The 17791-nt window shown below is 54.0% G+C and carries 16 protein-coding genes; 6 read left to right on the top strand and 10 right to left on the bottom strand.

What is annotated here, in order from left to right:
* Nucleotides 1-32 precede the first annotated feature (32 nt).
* Together ABNV41_RS01470 and ABNV41_RS01465 are read left to right on the top strand one after the other, a co-directional pair.
* Entirely contained in the window at nucleotides 33-926 is an 894-nt protein-coding gene (locus ABNV41_RS01470; protein ID WP_349934874.1) for a HAMP domain-containing sensor histidine kinase, read from the top strand.
* 160 nt (nucleotides 927-1086) lie between these two features.
* A complete protein-coding gene (locus ABNV41_RS01465; RefSeq protein WP_050820246.1) occupies nucleotides 1087-1797 on the top strand; it encodes an SIMPL domain-containing protein in 711 nt (236 codons plus the stop codon).
* A 68-nt stretch (nucleotides 1798-1865) separates the two neighbouring features.
* On the opposite strand, the gene infC is transcribed toward ABNV41_RS01465, so the two are convergent.
* From infC to ABNV41_RS01445, 4 genes are all read right to left on the bottom strand, one after another.
* Nucleotides 1866-2402 carry a translation initiation factor IF-3 gene (gene infC / locus ABNV41_RS01460; RefSeq protein ID WP_035351884.1) on the bottom strand — a complete coding sequence of 179 codons (537 nt, stop codon included), beginning with the start codon at nucleotides 2400-2402 and terminating at the stop codon, nucleotides 1866-1868.
* Nucleotides 2403-2558: 156 nt separating this feature from the next.
* The gene (thrS, locus tag ABNV41_RS01455) at nucleotides 2559-4490 is read right to left on the bottom strand and encodes a threonine--tRNA ligase (RefSeq protein WP_050818353.1); all 1932 of its coding nucleotides are present in this window, start codon (nucleotides 4488-4490) and stop codon (nucleotides 2559-2561) included.
* Nucleotides 4491-4535: 45 nt separating this feature from the next.
* Complete coding sequence (locus ABNV41_RS01450; protein WP_196332573.1) at nucleotides 4536-5492, bottom strand: glycosyltransferase family 9 protein; 957 nt, start codon at nucleotides 5490-5492, stop codon at nucleotides 4536-4538.
* A complete protein-coding gene (locus tag ABNV41_RS01445; RefSeq protein WP_050818354.1) occupies nucleotides 5489-6352 on the bottom strand; it encodes a tetratricopeptide repeat protein in 864 nt (287 codons plus the stop codon). Before ABNV41_RS01445 ends, ABNV41_RS01450 begins: the two co-directional genes overlap by 4 nt.
* An 89-nt stretch (nucleotides 6353-6441) precedes the next feature.
* On the opposite strand from ABNV41_RS01445, the gene ABNV41_RS01440 reads away from it, so the two are divergent.
* The 3 genes from ABNV41_RS01440 to ABNV41_RS01430 are packed head-to-tail and all read left to right on the top strand — an operon-like array spanning nucleotide 6442 to nucleotide 9564.
* On the top strand, nucleotides 6442-7671 hold the full coding sequence (locus tag ABNV41_RS01440) for a glycosyltransferase family 4 protein (protein WP_050818355.1): 1230 nt from the start codon (nucleotides 6442-6444) through the stop codon (nucleotides 7669-7671).
* A 49-nt stretch (nucleotides 7672-7720) separates the two neighbouring features.
* Complete coding sequence (locus ABNV41_RS01435; protein WP_050818356.1) at nucleotides 7721-8536, top strand: NAD kinase; 816 nt, start codon at nucleotides 7721-7723, stop codon at nucleotides 8534-8536.
* Nucleotides 8533-9564 (top strand): hypothetical protein, encoded by a 1032-nt coding sequence (locus ABNV41_RS01430; protein ID WP_349934873.1) that lies wholly within the window; start codon nucleotides 8533-8535, stop codon nucleotides 9562-9564. Before ABNV41_RS01435 ends, ABNV41_RS01430 begins: the two co-directional genes overlap by 4 nt.
* Before the next feature lie 11 nt (nucleotides 9565-9575).
* Here the strand turns inward: ABNV41_RS01430 and ABNV41_RS01425 are convergent, their stop codons facing one another.
* From ABNV41_RS01425 to ispH, 4 genes are read right to left on the bottom strand one after another with little or no spacing between them, the layout of a single operon-like run.
* Entirely contained in the window at nucleotides 9576-11093 is a 1518-nt protein-coding gene (locus ABNV41_RS01425; RefSeq protein ID WP_050818358.1) for a hypothetical protein, read from the bottom strand.
* Between the two features lie 30 nt (nucleotides 11094-11123).
* Nucleotides 11124-11618, bottom strand: a complete 495-nt coding sequence (gene rnhA / locus ABNV41_RS01420; protein WP_050818359.1) for a ribonuclease HI — start codon at nucleotides 11616-11618, stop codon at nucleotides 11124-11126.
* A complete protein-coding gene (locus ABNV41_RS01415; RefSeq protein WP_349934872.1) occupies nucleotides 11602-12576 on the bottom strand; it encodes a homoserine kinase in 975 nt (324 codons plus the stop codon). The genes rnhA and ABNV41_RS01415 overlap by 17 nt, the downstream gene beginning before the upstream one ends.
* Before the next feature lie 9 nt (nucleotides 12577-12585).
* Nucleotides 12586-13587, bottom strand: coding sequence for a 4-hydroxy-3-methylbut-2-enyl diphosphate reductase (gene ispH, locus ABNV41_RS01410; protein WP_026019375.1), 1002 nt, complete (start codon nucleotides 13585-13587; stop codon nucleotides 12586-12588).
* 221 nt (nucleotides 13588-13808) lie between these two features.
* Here ispH and ABNV41_RS01405 point away from each other — a divergent pair, with 221 nt between their 5' ends.
* Complete coding sequence (locus ABNV41_RS01405) at nucleotides 13809-14414, top strand: hypothetical protein (protein WP_196332574.1); 606 nt, start codon at nucleotides 13809-13811, stop codon at nucleotides 14412-14414.
* A 54-nt stretch (nucleotides 14415-14468) separates the two neighbouring features.
* Here the strand turns inward: ABNV41_RS01405 and ABNV41_RS01400 are convergent, their stop codons facing one another.
* Together ABNV41_RS01400 and ABNV41_RS01395 are read right to left on the bottom strand one after the other, a co-directional pair.
* Complete coding sequence (locus ABNV41_RS01400) at nucleotides 14469-15836, bottom strand: AarF/ABC1/UbiB kinase family protein (RefSeq protein ID WP_050818362.1); 1368 nt, start codon at nucleotides 15834-15836, stop codon at nucleotides 14469-14471.
* A 2-nt stretch (nucleotides 15837-15838) separates the two neighbouring features.
* Nucleotides 15839-17776, bottom strand: coding sequence for a M3 family oligoendopeptidase (locus tag ABNV41_RS01395; protein ID WP_050818363.1), 1938 nt, complete (start codon nucleotides 17774-17776; stop codon nucleotides 15839-15841).
* Nucleotides 17777-17791 lie beyond the last annotated feature (15 nt).

The following is a 17791-nucleotide window of genomic DNA, read 5'->3' as shown; positions in this document are numbered from 1 at the left end:
TTGAGGCTTTAATCTCTACAAGCTGGGTAGGAATGATCCGCAAAATGGTCCATCGCATTCTTCATTTCCTCCACCAGACCACCAACGCAATTATGCGCGGTGATCTTTCTCAGCGTATTCCACTGACTGAAAATGAAGATAAAAGCGATGAGGTTGCCACCGCCATAAATGCCATGCTGGATGGCATTAGCCAGCAAATGGATGGCTTACGGCAAACTTCCAACGCCATCGCGCATGATCTGCGTGCACCCATTGCACGCGCGCGCGCTGAACTGGAAGATGCCGTTGTACACGCACATACTGAGGTGGCACTACGCACAACCATTGACCACGCGATTGCGCATCTTGATCATGTTACCAGCATTTGTGATGCCTTATTACGTATCGCGCAGATAGAAATTGGAAGCCGCCATTCTGCCTTTACATGGTTTGATCTGATACCTGCCCTACAGGACGTTCTGGAACTTTACGCTGCCGTTGCAGAAGACCGGGAGATAACAATTAAGACCAATTTTCCCGAAAAACTTCCATTTTATGGTGATCGCGCCATGCTTCAGCAGGCTATGGCCAATGTGCTGGACAATGCCATTAAATTTTCCCCTGCCCAAAGCCTCATTACTTGCTCTGCACAGGTTCTTTCACCAAAACGCCATTCAAAAAATGGTGGCACCATACGGCTTAGCATAGCAGATCGCGGTCTCGGCATGACACCGGAAGACATGGCACATGCCACAAAACGTTTCTTTCGGGCAGAACAGTCACGCCATATTGCTGGCTCGGGCCTTGGGCTTTCTGTTGTGCAGGCTATTGTGCAACTGCATGATGGCCAACTCCATCTAGCCGATAACAATCCGGGTTTGATCGTACGTATTGATATGCCCTTACCCCGCACAGAAAGTGACAACGTAACGGAAATAAACCGTTAATCTATGTTTTCGACACAACTTTTTCTTTGCGGCAGATATATACCCCTCTGCCTTGAACTTGCCTCACTGATGGATTGTTATCTTAACAGCAAGCATTCACCCGTTGTGGCAGCCTGCGTTATTTTATCAGGCTACTGATCTTAAAAGGAAACATATCCTGATGCGTTTTTATTCTCGTTCCATTCTGAGCCTGCTTTCCGCAAGCTCCTGCGCATTCATGGCACTGCTCCCTGCAGCTCATGCAGAAGATACAAACACCTTTACCAAGCTTGAACTCTCTGCTTCTGGCACAACAGATGCAGCGCCAGACCAGCTGACTGCTACATTCCGGGCAGAAGCACGCAATAAAAATGCGGCAACTGCTCAGCAGGCTGTCAATGCACTGGTGCAGAAAATTACTGAACAGACAGGCAAAAATGATGCCGTGCAGTTAGCGGTAACTGGATACGATGTTTCTGAAACACGCCCAGACAAAGACCCCGCTTTTTGGACAGCCACCCAAAGGTTGAGCCTAAAAGCCCAGAATGGCAACGCACTCCTCCCCTTAGCCGGGCAGTTGCAAGCGAATGGCCTTATTCTGGAAAGTCTGGATTGGTCTATCTCTGATGATAAACGAGACGCCCTGCTTCTGGATGCTGAAAAGAACGCTATTGCTGAGCTTAAAAAGCAGGCAGATACGGTAGCATCATCTCTGGGCTTGCATGTCGTGCGTTTTTCAAACGTAACCATGTCTGAAAACCCAATCATGCGCCCCATGCCTATGATGATGTCTATGGCTCGCAGCGCAGATGCCCCAGCAGCCCCATCCAGCACAGCACAAACCCAGCACGTTCGCGCAAACGCGCACGCAACTATCCTGCTTGGTCCGTAAAACAGAAAACCCCAGCCTCCTTAATAAGGAGGCTGGGGTTTTTCCGGAAATCAGACTGAAAGCACGGTTTAGCGCGGGGCCAGAACCATGATCATCTGGCGGTTTTCAAGACGTGGCATCTGCTCCACCTTGGCAACCTCATCCATTTCGCCACGAATGCGTTCCAGAACCTTAATACCCAGTTCCTGATGCGCCATTTCACGACCACGGAAGCGCAGCGTAACCTTTACCTTATCACCTTCACCAATAAAGGTTTTCACAGCACGCATTTTAACCTGGTAGTCATTTTCGTCGATATTCGGACGAACCTTGACTTCCTTGATTTCAATGACCTTCTGCTTCTTCTTGGCTTCGTTACGCTTTTTCTGCTGTTCGTATTTGAACTTGCCGTAATCAAGAATCTTGGCAACAGGCGGCTCAGCATTCGGGCTTATTTCTAGAAGATCCAACCCAACACTATACGCTTTTGCCAAAGCATCGCGCACGGTCATGATACCGGCCATTTCGCCATTTTCATCAATAAGGCGAACCTGCGGCACACGGATTTCTTCATTCACTCGCGGCCCTTCTCGGCTGGGCGGCGCGGGATACGGTGATCTGGCTATGGTCGGCTCCTGTAGTACATTTCAATAACTTGCAGACACACCTCTTCAGGTGCTTCTGCCTATCGTTAGTATGTGCGCAATTATCCGCGCTTTATCAAGCAGGGCAAGCACAAAAACATCTTCATTGCTGCCCTGCTGTAACAATAAAACTCTGCTTCACCCTTTTTTGCGCAAATCTGGCGGTGTTGCTTCGTTTTTCAGGCGCGTAACAGCCTCATCCAAACTCAGAGTCTCCTGCGCCTGCGTGCCAAGGCGGCGCATGGCAACAGTACGTTCTTCTGCCTCACGTCGGCCAACCACCAAAATAACCGGAACACGTGCCACGCTGTGCTCACGTACCTTGGCGTTGATCTTGTCATTCCGCACATCGGCTTCCACAGCCAGCCCGGCTTCACGCAGGGCAGCAGCCACTTCCTCTGCATAAGGTGCAGCATCGCTTACGATAGAAGCCACAACCACCTGCACAGGCGCTAACCAAAGCGGGAAACGCCCTGCGTGCTGTTCGATCAGAATACCAAGGAAGCGCTCGAAAGAACCCAGAATGGCACGATGCAGCATAACGGGGCGATGCCGCCCGGAGTCTTCACCAATGTAGCTGGCATCGAGTCGTTCTGGCAGAACCAGATCAACCTGCAACGTACCGCACTGCCAATCACGCCCAATGGCATCACGCAGCACAAATTCAAGTTTGGGGCCATAGAACGCACCTTCACCGGGGTTATGTTCATATTCCACCCCAGCCACGGTGCAGGCTTCTTTCAGGGCATTTTCAGCCTTGTCCCATACCTCATCACTGCCAGCACGCTGTTCTGGGCGATCAGCAAACTTTACACGCACATGCTCAAAGCCCAGATCCTGATACACATCGTGCAGCATCTTCACGAAACGCACAGTTTCATCTGCAATCTGGTCTTCGGTGCAGAAAATATGCGCATCATCCTGCGTAAAGCCGCGCACACGCATCAGGCCATGCAATGCCCCTGATGGTTCATAGCGATGGCAGGCACCAAATTCCGCCATACGCAGCGGCAGTTCACGATAAGAGCGCAGACCGTGGCGGAAAATCTGCACATGGCACGGGCAGTTCATAGGCTTGAGTGCGAGTGTTTTATTCTCGTCCTCAACCGTCGCAATGAACATGTGGTGGCGGTATTTGTCCCAGTGGCCAGAAGCCTCCCACAGGGCACGGTCAACAAGCTGCGGTGTACGCACTTCCTGATACCCGTGGCGTGTTTGGGCGCGGCGCATGTAATCCTGCAACGCGGTATAAAGCCGCCAGCCTTTGGCATGCCAGAACACCTGCCCTACGGCTTCCTCCTGAAAATGGAACAGGCCCATTTCCTTGCCGATCCGGCGATGATCGCGCTTTTCTGCTTCTTCCAACTGGTGCAGGTGCGCATCCAGTTCCTTCTGATCACGCCATGCCGTACCATACACACGGGTGAGCATGGGGTTACGGTGGTCCCCACGCCAATAGGCACCTGCCACCTTCATCAGCTTGAAAGCAGTGCCAACATCCTTGGTGGTGCGCAAATGTGGACCACGACACAGATCCAGCCATTCACCCTGCCGATAAATGGAAATTTCTTCATCTTCCGGCAGATCGCGGATCAACTCAGCTTTGAACTTTTCACCACGCTCTTCAAAAAAGCGGATCGCATCATCGCGCTTCCAGACTTCACGCACAAAAGGCTCAGCCTTGGCGACAATTTCGCGCATCTTGGCTTCGATGGCCGCGAAGTCTTCCGGGGAGAACGGTTCGGAACGATAGAAATCGTAATAGAAGCCGTTTTCAATGGACGGGCCGATTGTAACCTGAGTGCCGGGATACAGCGCCTGCACGGCTTCTGCCAGCACATGGGCGGCATCGTGCCGGATAAGTTCCAGCGATTCCGGGTCCTTACGGGTAATAAACCGCAGGGCAGCATCTTTGTTGATGGTCTGGCGGATATCGCACAGCTTTCCATCCACTTCCATGGCCAATGCGGCTTTGGCAAGACCGGGGCCGATAGCTTCCGCCACCGTCGTGCCTGTAACCGGCCCGTCAAAACTACGAACAGAACCGTCAGGCAAGGTAATGGCGGGCATGGTCAAAGGCTCCAGAAAAGAAAATCAGAAACTGATGGAAGATGCTTAATGACGCCACCAGAGCGCGGCTGCAACCCTTTGCACACAAAGCAATGCAAGATCACGCACACGTAGTACGCGCACCTGCCCTGCCTGCCAGCCTAACGGGGCTGTAAGCGCTGGGTTACTATCAGCAGAAAATAGCACAACACAGCGGCAGCCCATAACGGCAGCCAGATGCATGGGGCCTGTATCATTCCCCACAGCGCACTGCGCCCGTGCTGCCAGCCCTGCAAGCTCTGGCAGAGTGGTTTTGCCCATTAGGTTTAACGCTTCGGGGCAATATTTCAGGATGTCCTGCGCCAAAGGCTGCTCGGTTTCATGCCCCACCAAGACAGGTTGCAAACCACGGCGAAAAATTTCTGCTGCCAGTTCACCATACCGTCTGGCAGGCCAGCGCTTGGCGGGCCGATGCACAGCCGCCCCGGGCACAATCAACACATAGGGCTCATCCAGCTTTGGCCCTTTATCACGCAACCAAGAAATATCTGGCTGCGGCACATCCTTAATGCCGGCCATAGAGAGCTGATCACGCTGGCGGGCACGGGTGTGCATTTCATCGCGCCACGGGTTTAAATGGGCGAGATGCCCTTCTCCCACATGCCCACACCATGAAACAGGCCGCCCAGCCAGCACAAAATACCGCGCTGTGCGGGCTGATGTCTGCAAATCATAAACCCGATCATACCCACGCAACATCTTACGCAGGGCGAGAATTTGCGGCACATCTGTCCAACGTGGGCGTGTATCCGTCAGCACCTCATCAAACCAAGGCGAAAGCCTGGCCAGCTCAACAAACGGCACGGTTGTGAGCAAGGTGATATGTGCAGCAGGAAATGCCTGCCGAATGGCCTGAAACGGGCCAAAACTTTGCACGAAATCTCCCAACGCCCCCAAACGGATGACAAGAATGCGCTGCGGTATGATGCCTTGAGCTTTTTCAAAGTGCATGAGGGGCTTCATGGTGTATCCGGGTCTGCAGCCATAACGGCAAGATCCTGCCGCGCCAGATCTGCCTCATGGCTATCTGGCGCCAGATCAAGCACGCGCTGCCAATCTGCCTGTGCACCGGTGGCGTCTCCTTTGCGTTCACGCACAATGCCGCGTTCCAGCAAGGCTGCCGGGTTTTCCGGCTCTATCTCCAAAGCATGGGCCACATGTGTCGCCGCTGCATCAAGCTGCCCTACGCGGCGCTCTGCCGATGCCAGCAACACATAGGCTTCGGCCCCGATATCTGGCTTTTTAGCCACCAGCGCAGAAAGTTCTTTAACCACTACATCGGCCTGATCCTGCGCCAGTAAGGCACGGGCACGCAGCAGATGCAGGCGGGTATCATCCTCAAACGCCAGCCCGTAATCTACACTGCTCAAGGCTTTTTCTGGTTGCCCGGCAGAAAGCCAAGCATCTGCCGCATCTTCCTCTAACCCTGCGCGAAAGCTGGAAGGTGCACGCTCTGCATGTTCTATGGGTTGGTGGGCAAGCTCATCCAGTTCCTGCGCCGCGCTTTCTTCATCTCCGGCTTCCAACAATGCCAAGGCGTGGCAATGCTTAGCCTCCTGCCCTCCGTTGCCGTGGCGCTCCCAGTCCAGCGCGTAATCTCTTGCGCCAAAAGGATCATCCCCCACCATGGCCATACAGGCTTCGACCGACCATTTCTGCCCATTAACTGGCCCGGATGCTGCCGCCGCATGGCCGCGTGCCGTGGCCGCCATAACAGGTACGGATACAAGCAAAGCTGTACCTGCAACCACGCAGGGAAGATGCCGCCGTGTAGGCACAAAAGAAAACTTCATCCTGCCTCCATACCAAACAGGTTCATTCACGCACAGGCCGGGAACCTGAAAAGGAAGAACAGTTCTGCCCTACTGTCTCTTATGGCACAAAATGTGCAAATTGTGATAACACCCTGTTCATGAGCAGTTTTCTGGCCTCTGCCTCCATTCTGCAAATCCTGCCCGCTTTGGAGCAGGGCGGAGTGGAAAGAGGCACCATAGAAATGGCGCAGGCCATTACACAGGCTGGGGGCAAGGCGCTTGTTATCAGCGCTGGCGGGCGTATGGAGCCTCTGCTACGACATACTGGTGCTGAGCACATTACCCTTCCCGATTGTGGCAGCCGCAACCCTTTGAAAATTGCCAAAAACAGCCACTTCCTCAGCAATATCATTCGCCAGCATAATGTGCAGCTTGTTCACGCGCGCTCACGCGCGCCGGCATGGGTTGCCAAAATGGCCTGCAAGCGCACGCAAACACCTTTTGTAACAACATGGCATGGCGTGCACGCCAACAGTTTTCCCGGCAAACGGCATTACAATGCCGTTTTGGCATCTGGTGATCGCGTTATTGCCATCAGCAACCACATCGCCCAGCGCCTTGCAGAAGAATACCATGTCGGGCCAGATCGGCTGCGCACCATTCCGCGCGGGGCAGATACCGATCAGTTTTCTCCTCAAGTAGTGTCCGGCCAGCGTGTGCACCGTTTGGTGGAGGCATGGGCACTTCCTGCGGATGCCCCGGTTATTCTCATGCCCGGCAGGCTGACAGCATGGAAAGGCCAAAGCCTTGTGCTGGATGCTCTGGCGCAACTGCTTAACCTGTTACCAGACGTAAACTGGCACTGCGTATTTGCTGGTGGTTGCGCCCCAGAAGATAAATATGCACAGGAACTAAGCACCAAAGCAGCACAACTGGGCCTGACTGACCGTGTCCGTTTTGCAGGCCATTGCGATGATATGCCCGCCGCCATGATGCTTGCAAACATGGTGGTTGTACCCTCCCTCCGCCCGGAACCTTTTGGACGTGTGGTAGTAGAGGCACAAGCAATGTGCTGCCCGGTTATTGTGGCGCATCATGGTGCCGCGGTGGAAACCGTCGCCAATGGCCAAACGGGCTTTAGCTTTACCCCTGCACATGCTGATGAACTGGCACAAACCATCCATAACGTGCTGATTGCGCCGCCAGAAATTCTAGAAGAAATTGGATACGCTGCACGCCAGATGGTACTAAACCATTACAGCACCTTTGCCATGCAACATGCCACGCTGGCTGTGTATGATGAACTGCTTGGCACCACGCTGGCAGAACGCTTTGCCTGCATTAAAAATGATGCTGCCCTCTTTCAGGAACCAACATTTGCAGGATAAGGAAGGAAGACTTTAATTTTCCTGACCTGGAAGGAAGCAGGACACAGGCATGACTGCTACTTCTCTTACAAACCCGCCCTCAATTTTTATGCGGCCTCCACAACATCTGGCATTTATGGCGGCCCCTACAGAAACCGCCCGGGATGAACTTGATCGGCTGGTAACCCGTTATGGCAACTGCCACCCCGGTGAGGCAGACGTTGTGATCTGCTTGGGTGGTGACGGCTTTATGCTGGAAACCCTGCGCGTTATTCTGGAAGCGGGACTGACCACGCCAGTTTATGGCATGAACTGCGGTTCTGTTGGGTTTTTGATGAACCCCACCGATGAGGAAGACCTTCCCTATAGATTAGCGCATGCGCAAGCGGCGGTTATTCACCCCTTGCGCATGAAAGCCGTAACGGCACATGGTGAATCGCACGAGGCTCTGGCGTTGAACGATGTTTACCTGTTCCGCCAGACACGGCAGGCAGCAAAACTACGCATTGATGTGGACAGGCTGGTGCGTATTCCCGAACTGATCTGTGATGGCGCCTTGTTGGCCACACCAGCCGGTTCCACCGCCTATAATCTTTCTGCCCACGGGCCTATTGTGCCGCTTTCTGGCAATTTGCTGCCACTTACCCCTATCTGCCCTTTTCGGCCACGCCGCTGGCGCGGAGCACTTCTGCCTTCCTCAGCCCATGTCGGCTTTAGTGTTCTGGAACACGATAAGCGCCCTGTTGCAGCCGTTGCCGATTCGATAGAAATTCGGGATGTTGTTTCTGTACAGGCATGGGAAGACCGAGAATTGGCTGTAACCTTGCTGTTTGACCCCGGGCAAACCCTTTCCGAACGTATTGCGGCAGAACAGTTTTCTGCATGATGCCGCAGTGTAGCCGCTTTCAGGCACCAAAAGCAGGTTGCCACTGTTCTTCTTCCTCTTTTTCTGGATTAGTCTTCCATTTAATGCAGAACATGTTTCCTTTCTCTCGCCGCCTTGTGCTTCTGTGTGCTGCAAGCCTGCTTGCCACCAGTGCGGTTTCACATGCTCAGATTGTCACCAACAGTCAGGCTCTGGACAGTTTAGGTGGTGCAGCGCCTGTAGCCGCGCCCCCAACACCCGCGGCACCTGTGCATGAAGCGGCTCCGCGCCGCACAACAACGCCCGCGCACACTGAAACGCGCCGCCGCGTTGTAGAAAAGCCGCAAACCACCACAGCGCAGAAAAAAGAAACATCCAGCGTAAAAAATACGCAGCCGGCTGCAACGGCACCTAAAAGTGCGCCTGCCACCAAACCGGTAACCAAGGCCCCGGCTGAAACCAAACCATCTGCTGCACCTGCACCTGCACCTGCACCTGCACCTGCACCTGTGGCTAAGGCCGCGCCTGCCCCGGCGCAAGAAACTAAAAGCGTTACACCTGCGGCCCAACCACGTAAGCCCCCGCCGCCAGCAACAATACCAAATGCACCACCACCGCTGCCGCAGTTGACTCCTGCACCATCAGACGTGGAAGTTCATCCTTTCTCGGTGCCACCACAGCCCACTGTGGACCTGAAAGCCCAAGGCACCGTAACGCCTATTGAAGGCGGCGTACGCATTACCTTTGCACCAGAAGCAGCAACACTTAACCCGGAAACACATCAGGCCATTCTGGCATTTGGGCAGCGTTTGTCTGACAAGCCGCATGTGCGTGCCCTGATAGATGCCTATAGTTCTGGTGCAGTGGATGATCCATCATTGCCACGACGCATGGCATTGGCGCGCGGGTTAGCGGCGCGCAGCGTGCTCATGAATGGCGGCACACCTTCTACCCGCATTTATGTGCGCGTTATTGGGCTGCCCAAACAGTCAGCCCCCAACACACCGCAGGATTATATTGATATTTATCAGTCTGACGTTGAGCCCTGAGAACGGGCTCTTTAGTTCTGCGGCACCTTAAAGGGATGTGGCCACACCAGCAGCGTGTCGCTGCCTATACGTATTTCCCTTTGTACAGGCCCAAACTGTGTTTGCGCCTGCTTGGCCTGATCTGCACTTTCACACACAATAAAATTGCCGCCCATTTCATACCATTGCCGCTTGCTAAGAGTATGAAATGCTTTGATGCCTGATGGCGTGAATTCAACTGGTGCAAGACGTGCCGGAAATGGCAGACTATTGCGCGCTGCGCTCCAATATGGCGCGAAACCTTGCTTTAGCCCCATTTGTTCCAGAGTGCGATTGACCGGAAAATTCTGATTTGCCGCTGCGTATCCCACAACCGGGCGCGGCAAAATTGTTGCCGCATACAAAATACAGCAGCTACCCAACAGCAAGCCGTAGCCATGGGGCACCTGCACATGCCGAATAACCAGCAAAACAGACAACAAGCATGGAAAAACCAGATAGCGAAATGACTGCTCATCCATTGTCAATTCGCCAAAAACAAAGGCTGCCAACATAATAACAATGGCAAATACGGATGAGAGATCAAACAAGCCCCATTGTCTGTTCTTGCGCAGCGCATAAAAGCAGCCCCATACCATGCCACCAGCACAAGCCAGATGAAACAGCTCGCGCCCAGAGCCTGAAAGCGTAATCGGCTTTCCAAAAAAATCGGCACCAAAATACTGTAAAAAGCCGGAAAACAGGACACTCAAATTGTACGAGGCCCGGCTTTGTGAACCAAAAGACGAGCTCCACAACCCCGGCACATGAAAGGCGCCATTATGGGCCAGCACTGTTTTAATAACGTGCTCCAATAGCAATGCGCCCACCATGCTGCTGGCAAGCCCGACATATTTTGGAGTGCGCTGTTCCAGACTGCATCCGATGGCAGCCAAAACAACCGGTAAAGCCAGAGTGTATTTTACCAGATCATCACTGCTCAGCAGCAGCGCAACAAACAGAACGGTACCACTCCAACGCGCGCAGGTGCCGAACAAACTTTTAGATTGTAGGCAGTGAGGCTTCTGCGACCACATCAGCCAGAACAGCAACATGCCCACATAAGCGCCAACATGGTAACAGGGTGACAACACCAGATGAACAGCAAAGGCACTCGGCGCTGCTAACAAAACAAGAAGCGGCCACCCCGTATTGCCCGTTGCCAAACGCGCGATACGAAACGCCAGCAACATGGCAATGGCCCACAGTATGGCGGGCACGATGTAATAAAAAGATACATGCCAGCCAAATAGGCCAAACATCACAACGTAAGGCAGAACTTCAGTAAAATAGAAGGATTGGGTGGAAAGGTCCCACCCCTTCAGCAAAACATTGCCGTGCAGAATATCCTGCGCTGCCAGCAGGGTAGAAACACTGTCTGAATTAAAGGGCTGCGTCATACCCAAAGCGGCATACAGCAGCGTTAACGCCACAAATGCCACCATATATCCGGCTACGCTTTGGTATGCTTTGCGTTCAGCCACAGTGATTTTTCCCTCACAATGCCCCATGAAAAAACCGGCCTTTCAGCCGGTTTGTTTTTAGCTCTCTAAAAGAGACTGTTCTATTTTTTCCCGGGCTTCTGTTGCCAGTTGGTCCACCCGTTCATTTTCTGGCACGCCGGAGTGTCCTTTTACCCAATGCCATGAAACCTCATGCCGTTTGGCTACGTCCAGCAACCTGCGCCACAAATCCATATTGGCTACCGGATCACCCGATGCATTACGCCAATTCCGCCTTACCCAGCCGGTATGCCACCGAGTAATGCCATTGCGCACATATTCACTATCTGTGTGCAGGTTCACCACACAAGGGCGCGTAAGCGCTTCCAGCGCTTCTGCGGCGGCCGTGAGTTCCATACGGTTGTTGGTGGTTTCACGCTCACCGCCAGAAAGCTCCCGTTCCACACCTTTGCAGCGCAGCAGAACGCCCCAGCCACCCGGGCCGGGGTTTGGGCGGCATCCGCCATCTGTCCAGATTTCAACCGCCAGAGCAGGTTGTTCCGTTGCGGTGCTGTTTTCAGAATCCGTAGGCATCAGCACTATCCGTTTCCAAATGGAAGCGCAGGCGCTTCAGGTAATCCATAGGATCTTTGGGCGTCACCAAGGCATCTGCTGGCGTGTTGATCCAGTCATACAGCCGGGTGAGCAAAAAGCGCATGGCCGCACCTCTGGCCAAAACAGGCATAAGCTGACGCTCTGCTGGCTCTAACGGGCGTATTTCCTCATACCCTTGCATCATGTGCCGGGCAAAAGTGATGTTAAACGCCCCATCAGCCTGAAAGCACCATGCGTTCAAACAGATGGCAATGTCGTAGGCCAGAAGATCCGTGCAGGCGAAATAGAAATCAATCACGCCTGAAACGGCATGATCCAGAAAGAAAACGTTATCTGGAAACATGTCTGCATGAATTTGCCCGCGCGGCAGAAGCGGATTATTCCCCCGCCCCGGCCAGAATGGCAAAATATGCTCAAGCGCGTTTTGCAGTTCATCCCGCAAACCTGCGCACACATTATCTGCGCCCGCACCGCAGCTTTGCAGCAACGCAAACCACGCATCTGGCCCCAAGCTGTTCTGACGTTCCGGCTTGTAAGAGCGCCCTGCCACATGTAGCTGCGCCAAAGCACGCCCAAGCGGGCGACAATGCTCAAGCCGCACTACGCGCGGCCAAACACCGGGCAGGAATGTGGTTATGGCAGCGGGCCTGCCTGCCAGTGTTTTCAGCACATGGCCTTGCGAATCAGCCACGGGTTGGGGACATGTTACCCCCTCACGCGCCAGATGCTGCATAAGGCCCAAAAACCAAGGCAGATCCTGCGCATTCACCCGCTTTTCGTACAGGGTAAGAATGTAATCTCCATCTGTTGTACGCAGCTGGAAATTACTGTTCTCCACCCCTTCGGCAATACCGCGAAACGCAACCAGAGACCCTATGGCGTAATCCTGCAAAAACGTTTCCAGGGTCTCGTTCCCAACGTCCGTATAGACGGCCATGCAGCACCTTTAGCCCAGCGGTGCGGGAAGGCGGAACGTTACGTTTTCTTCCTTCACAATCCGCTCTTCAATGCACAGCGTGTAACGCTTGGCCATTTCTGCCAGCATTTCCTGCACCAGTGCTTCCGGCGCAGAAGCACCAGCCGTAATGCCCAGCGTGTTCACGCCTTCCAGCACGGACCAATCCAGAGAATCCAGACGCGGCACCAAAAGCGCACGCGGTGTGCCGGAACGTTCCGCCACTTCACGCAGACGCTGGGAGTTGGAAGAATTGGGAGAGCCAATAACAATAACCAGATCGCACTCAGGGGCGATGGTTTTGACGGCTTCCTGACGGTTTGTGGTGGCGTAGCAGATATCTTCGCGCTTTGGCCCTTCAATCAAGGGGAAGCGAGCACGCAGAATATCTACGATTTCTGCCGTATCATCCACAGAAAGCGTTGTCTGGGTGATAAAGGCCAGACGAGTTGGATCTTCCGGCTCTACCGTGCGGGCTTCTTCTGCATCGTTAATCAGCGTCATGGCGCCGGGTGGCAGCTGGCCCATTGTGCCAACCACTTCCGGGTGGCCTGCATGGCCAATCATCAGAATATGGCGGCTTTCTGGCCCACCACCAGCAAAATGACGCTCAGCTTCACGGTGCACCTTGGAAACCAGCGGGCACGTGGCATCTAGATACAGCAGGTTACGGCGTTCGGCCTCAACCGGCACGGTTTTGGGCACGCCATGAGCAGAGAAAACAACATGGCCATCTACGGGAACTTCATCCAGTTCCTCAACAAAGATGGCGCCTTGTGCTTCCAGCTCTTCCACCACTGTCCGGTTATGGACAATTTCGTGGCGGACATAAACAGGCGCACCGTAGCGGCGGATGGCTTCTTCCACCACACGGATGGCGCGGTCCACCCCTGCGCAGAAACCACGTGGGCCTGCCAGCAGAACCTTAAGAGATCTGCCGTGCTGAGCATCTGCGCTCTGGGGCGGGGTAAGGGTATCAGTTTGATCGGGCATGGTGTTCCCCAAAGTTGCAGCGGACTGTATAGAAGAAAACTGGCTATGAAGAAGCATATTGAAAACAGGCTATGCCCGAAACCCATAAAGGTGACGGAAGTTGTGGCCTACGCAAAGGACGCATGGGATGCAACCCGTTTTACGGCATCAAAGCCTTGAAAAACATACCTATGTGGGTGTGATAGCTGCTATCTGCTGTGTTCAACCCGTTTTAACCGATAATGCCGGATCCATACATGTTCCCTAATCACAACCAACGGCGCAGCCTGTTCCCCCGTATTGCCGCCCCGGGTCTGGCAGCACTTGGGCTGCTGGCCACCCTTGGCGGCTGCGGTGATGGTGAAAGCAAATCCATGGATTTTGCGCCCACCTGCCCCATTACGCATATTCCCTCTGAAGCGGCGGATTACTACCTCTACCAAGGTAAGCAGACAGGCTTTAAAAACATGGTGGCCCGCGCCAGCATCCTGCAATTACAGGGTGATTGCCTTGCCGCAGGCCCCAAGGACCTGAAAACCCGAATCGTGCTGCGATTTGTGATTGAACGCGGCCCGGCCGCAACAGCCAATACACTCACCCTCCCGTGGTTTATTGCCGTGCTGCACGGAGACAGGATTGTGAACAAGCATGTGTTCCACCACACCGTGTCCTTCCCGGCCAACCTCTCTACCTTTGAAGACGACACAAAGGTAATTACGGTAGATCTGCCTATTCCACCCAAAAATGTGGATTCAGATTATCGATTTGAAATTGGCTTCCAGCTAACCAAGGACCAGCTTGAATATAATCAGGTCCATCTGAAACGCGCAGCGTATCAGGCTTACTGATATTAAGCGGTAGAACTTGGCTGGGGGTTTTATCACCCCCAGCCAAAATATCTTTTATCGGGAAGCAGACTGCGTTTCTGGTGGAAAATGTGCGGCCTTGACGGCTGCCTGCTGGCGCTGTGCCAAAGCCTGCTCATCAAAATCCTGCACAATTTCATGGAACAGCTGATACCAGTTCATCTTAACCTTCAGCCGCATGAATACAGACCCCAGCCCAAGGGCTGAACGATCAACCAGCACAAATTCACGCGGCAGGCGCACCCCTCCTGCTTTTTGCAGCCCCTCGTGCACCTTGGACAGAATTTCCCGCCCAAGGGCCGGGTTATTGTCATCCTGAATGTAGCGTTCTTCATCCACCATCAGCGGTGCGTATAACAGCCCCGCCCATTCGTTCAGAACAGCCACTTTCTCACGCGTCAGGTCACGGAAGCCCCATGCTTCATAAGCATGCGCGGCCATGTCCATATCCTTGTTACGGAGCGCGTAATAGAGATCTATATTTCCCTTGATGAACGAAGGCTGGAAAATACGGATAGCCCCAAAATCCAGCAGGTTCAGGCCGGCATCTTCCCGCATGGTGAAGTTACCCATATGCGGGTCACCGTGCACCACGCCATACTGATAGAGTGGCACATACCAAGCCCGGAACAGCGCACGCGCAATGCGTTTTTTCTGTTCCTCTGTCAGACCGGCCTTGATGGCTGCATTGAGGTTTTGCCCCTGCACCCATTCCATTGTCAGCAGCCGCTGCGTGCAGAGCTCATCTATTGGCAGGGGCACCGTAACTTCCGGACAATCTGCCAGCACGGAGTGATAGAGGCGCATATTGGCGGCCTCATGCCGGTAATCCAGCTCTTCCCGCAGCCGTTCAGAAAGTTCCTCCACCACGTCATCCTGCCGGATGGCGTTATCCAGCTTGTGGTAAACCCCAATAGCCATACGGAACTGGCGCAGATCGGCCTCAACAGCCGCCTTCATATCCGGGTACTGCAATTTGCAAGCCACGCGGCGGCCATCGGCCAGCACAGCCTGATGCACCTGCCCAAGGCTGGCTGCCGCAGCAGCTTCCCGCCCGAAGGAGCGGAAGTTCTTTTCCCACCCCGGGCCCAGTTCAGCCGTCATGCGGCGGCGCACGAAGCTCCACCCCATTGGTGGCGCATTAGACTGAAGCTGCGCCAACTCATCGGCATATTCATCGGGCAATGCACCGGGAATAGTGGCCAGAAGCTGTGCTGCCTTCATGAGCGGGCCTTTTAGCCCACCCAGCATGGATTTAAGATCTTCAGCGTGAGAAGCCCCGCCAGAACGCAGGCCTATCTTGTTGCCTGCCAGGCGGGCTGCAATGCCACCAACGGTTCCGGTTGTTTGCACCATACGGCGCAGTTCACCAAAAACGCCGGTATTATCCATATCTCGCGCCATAATCAGCCCTGCTCCAACTGGTCAATAAAGCCGGAAATTACATCCAGCCCCTTGCGCCAAAAGCCCGGATCGGATGCATCCAGCCCGAAGGGGGCCAGCAGTTCCTTGTGGCGGAGGGTGCCGCCTGCTTCCAGCATGGCAATGTATTTATCCTGAAAACCCGGTGCGCCTTCACTGAACACCTGATACAGCGCGTTCACCAGACAATCTCCGAATGCATAGGCATATACATAGAACGGAGAATGGATGAAGTGCGGAATATAAGCCCAGAACACATCGTATTCCGGTGTAAAATTAAAGGCCGGGCCGAGGCTTTCTGTCTGCACACTGCGCCAGATAGCGCCAATCTGTTCAGGCAGTAGCTCACCTTTTTTACGAGCATCGTGCACGCGGGTTTCAAATTCATAAAACGCAATCTGGCGCACCACGGTGTTGAGCATATCCTCAACCTTGGCGGCCAGCAGCAGACGGCGGCGCTGCGGATCTTTTTCTGCATCCAGAAGAGACTGGAATGTCAGCATCTCGCCGAACACACTGGCCGTTTCAGCCAATGTCAGCGGCGTGTCGGACATGAAGTAGCCCTGCTTTGCAGCCAGAACCTGATGCACACCGTGGCCTAACTCATGCGCCAGTGTCATGACATCCCGGATACGGCCATGATAGTTCAGCAGGATGTAAGGATGTGCTGAAGGCACGGTAGGATGCGCAAAAGCGCCGGGAGATTTGCCCGGTGCTGGTGGCACATCAATCCACGGGTTCGTCAGAAAAGTGTTGATGACCTTGCCCATACGCGGGTCAAAACCATCATACGCCTTTTGCACAATATTCTTGGCTTCAGACCACGGAATCAGCTTGTCATCATTACCGGGCAGCGGGGCGTTACGGTCCCAGTGCTCCAGCTTGTCCAGCCCCATCCACTTGGCTTTTAGAGCATAATAGCGGTGGGAAAGGCGCGGATAATCAGCCCGCACGGCAGAAACAAGCGCATCCACCACCTCATCTTCCACCATGTTGGAAAGATTGCGCGATGAGGTTGGCCGCGCAAAATGCCGCAGATTATCCGAAATGGATTTATCCTTGGCCAGCGTATTGGTGATGAGCGCAAACAGGCGGACATTTTTTTCAAACACGCCGCCTACGGCTTTGCCTGCCTGTTCTCGCGTGGCCCGATTTGTATCAGACAAACGGTTAAGCGCATCCCCTACCGTAATTTCCTGCCCATCCAGTGTGACGCGCAGGGCTGCAATGGTTTCATCAAACAGGCGGCACCATGCCTGCCCACCAGTTACGGATTTTTCCAGCAGAACCTTTTCCACATCATCCGAAAGCTGATGCGGGCGATACATGCGGATATCACGCAGATAAGGCTGCCAATGCGCCAGTGCTGGGTCTTTCAGCTTTTCCTGAAGATCAGCTTCTTCCAGCCGGTTTAGTTCCAGCGTGAAAAACAGCAGATGGGTGGAGATAGCCGTCAGCCGTTCATTGATGGACTGGCTGAACTGGCTAATGGAAGCATCTGAAGAATCGGCTGCAAATAGCAGGGAGGCGTAAGAGCCTGCCTTGCCCAGCATTTCCTCAATAACTTCAAAGGTTGCAATGGCGTCTGCCAGTTCCTTGCCAGAAAGGCCGCTGATTTTGCCCTGATACTGCTTGGCAAAATCCTGTGCCTTTTTTTCTGCTTCAGCCAGATCAGCATGCAGCTTCGGATCATCCATCCCCGCGTAAAGGGCTGAAAGATCCCAACGCGGAAGAGAGGCCGCCCCCTGCCCTGCAGGTGTGTTGGCAACAGTACCGGCTTGTGTTGCAAAAACCGGAAGCGGATGTGAACGGAGGGAATGCGCTGTGTGTTCCATATTGAACACTTTACAGTGCATTTCTGCTGGAAGCGAGAGGCCGTGAACACAAGCGCGGTTCACATGCACAACAGACATGAAAAACAAATGGGCGGAAGGTTG

It is taken from the genome of Acetobacter sp. A11-2 (assembly GCF_040208445.1).
GTDB lineage: Bacteria > Pseudomonadota > Alphaproteobacteria > Acetobacterales > Acetobacteraceae > Acetobacter > Acetobacter oryzoeni.
The sequence above is the reverse complement of the archived record's forward strand: the minus strand, read 5'-3'. Positions and strand labels throughout refer to the sequence as shown.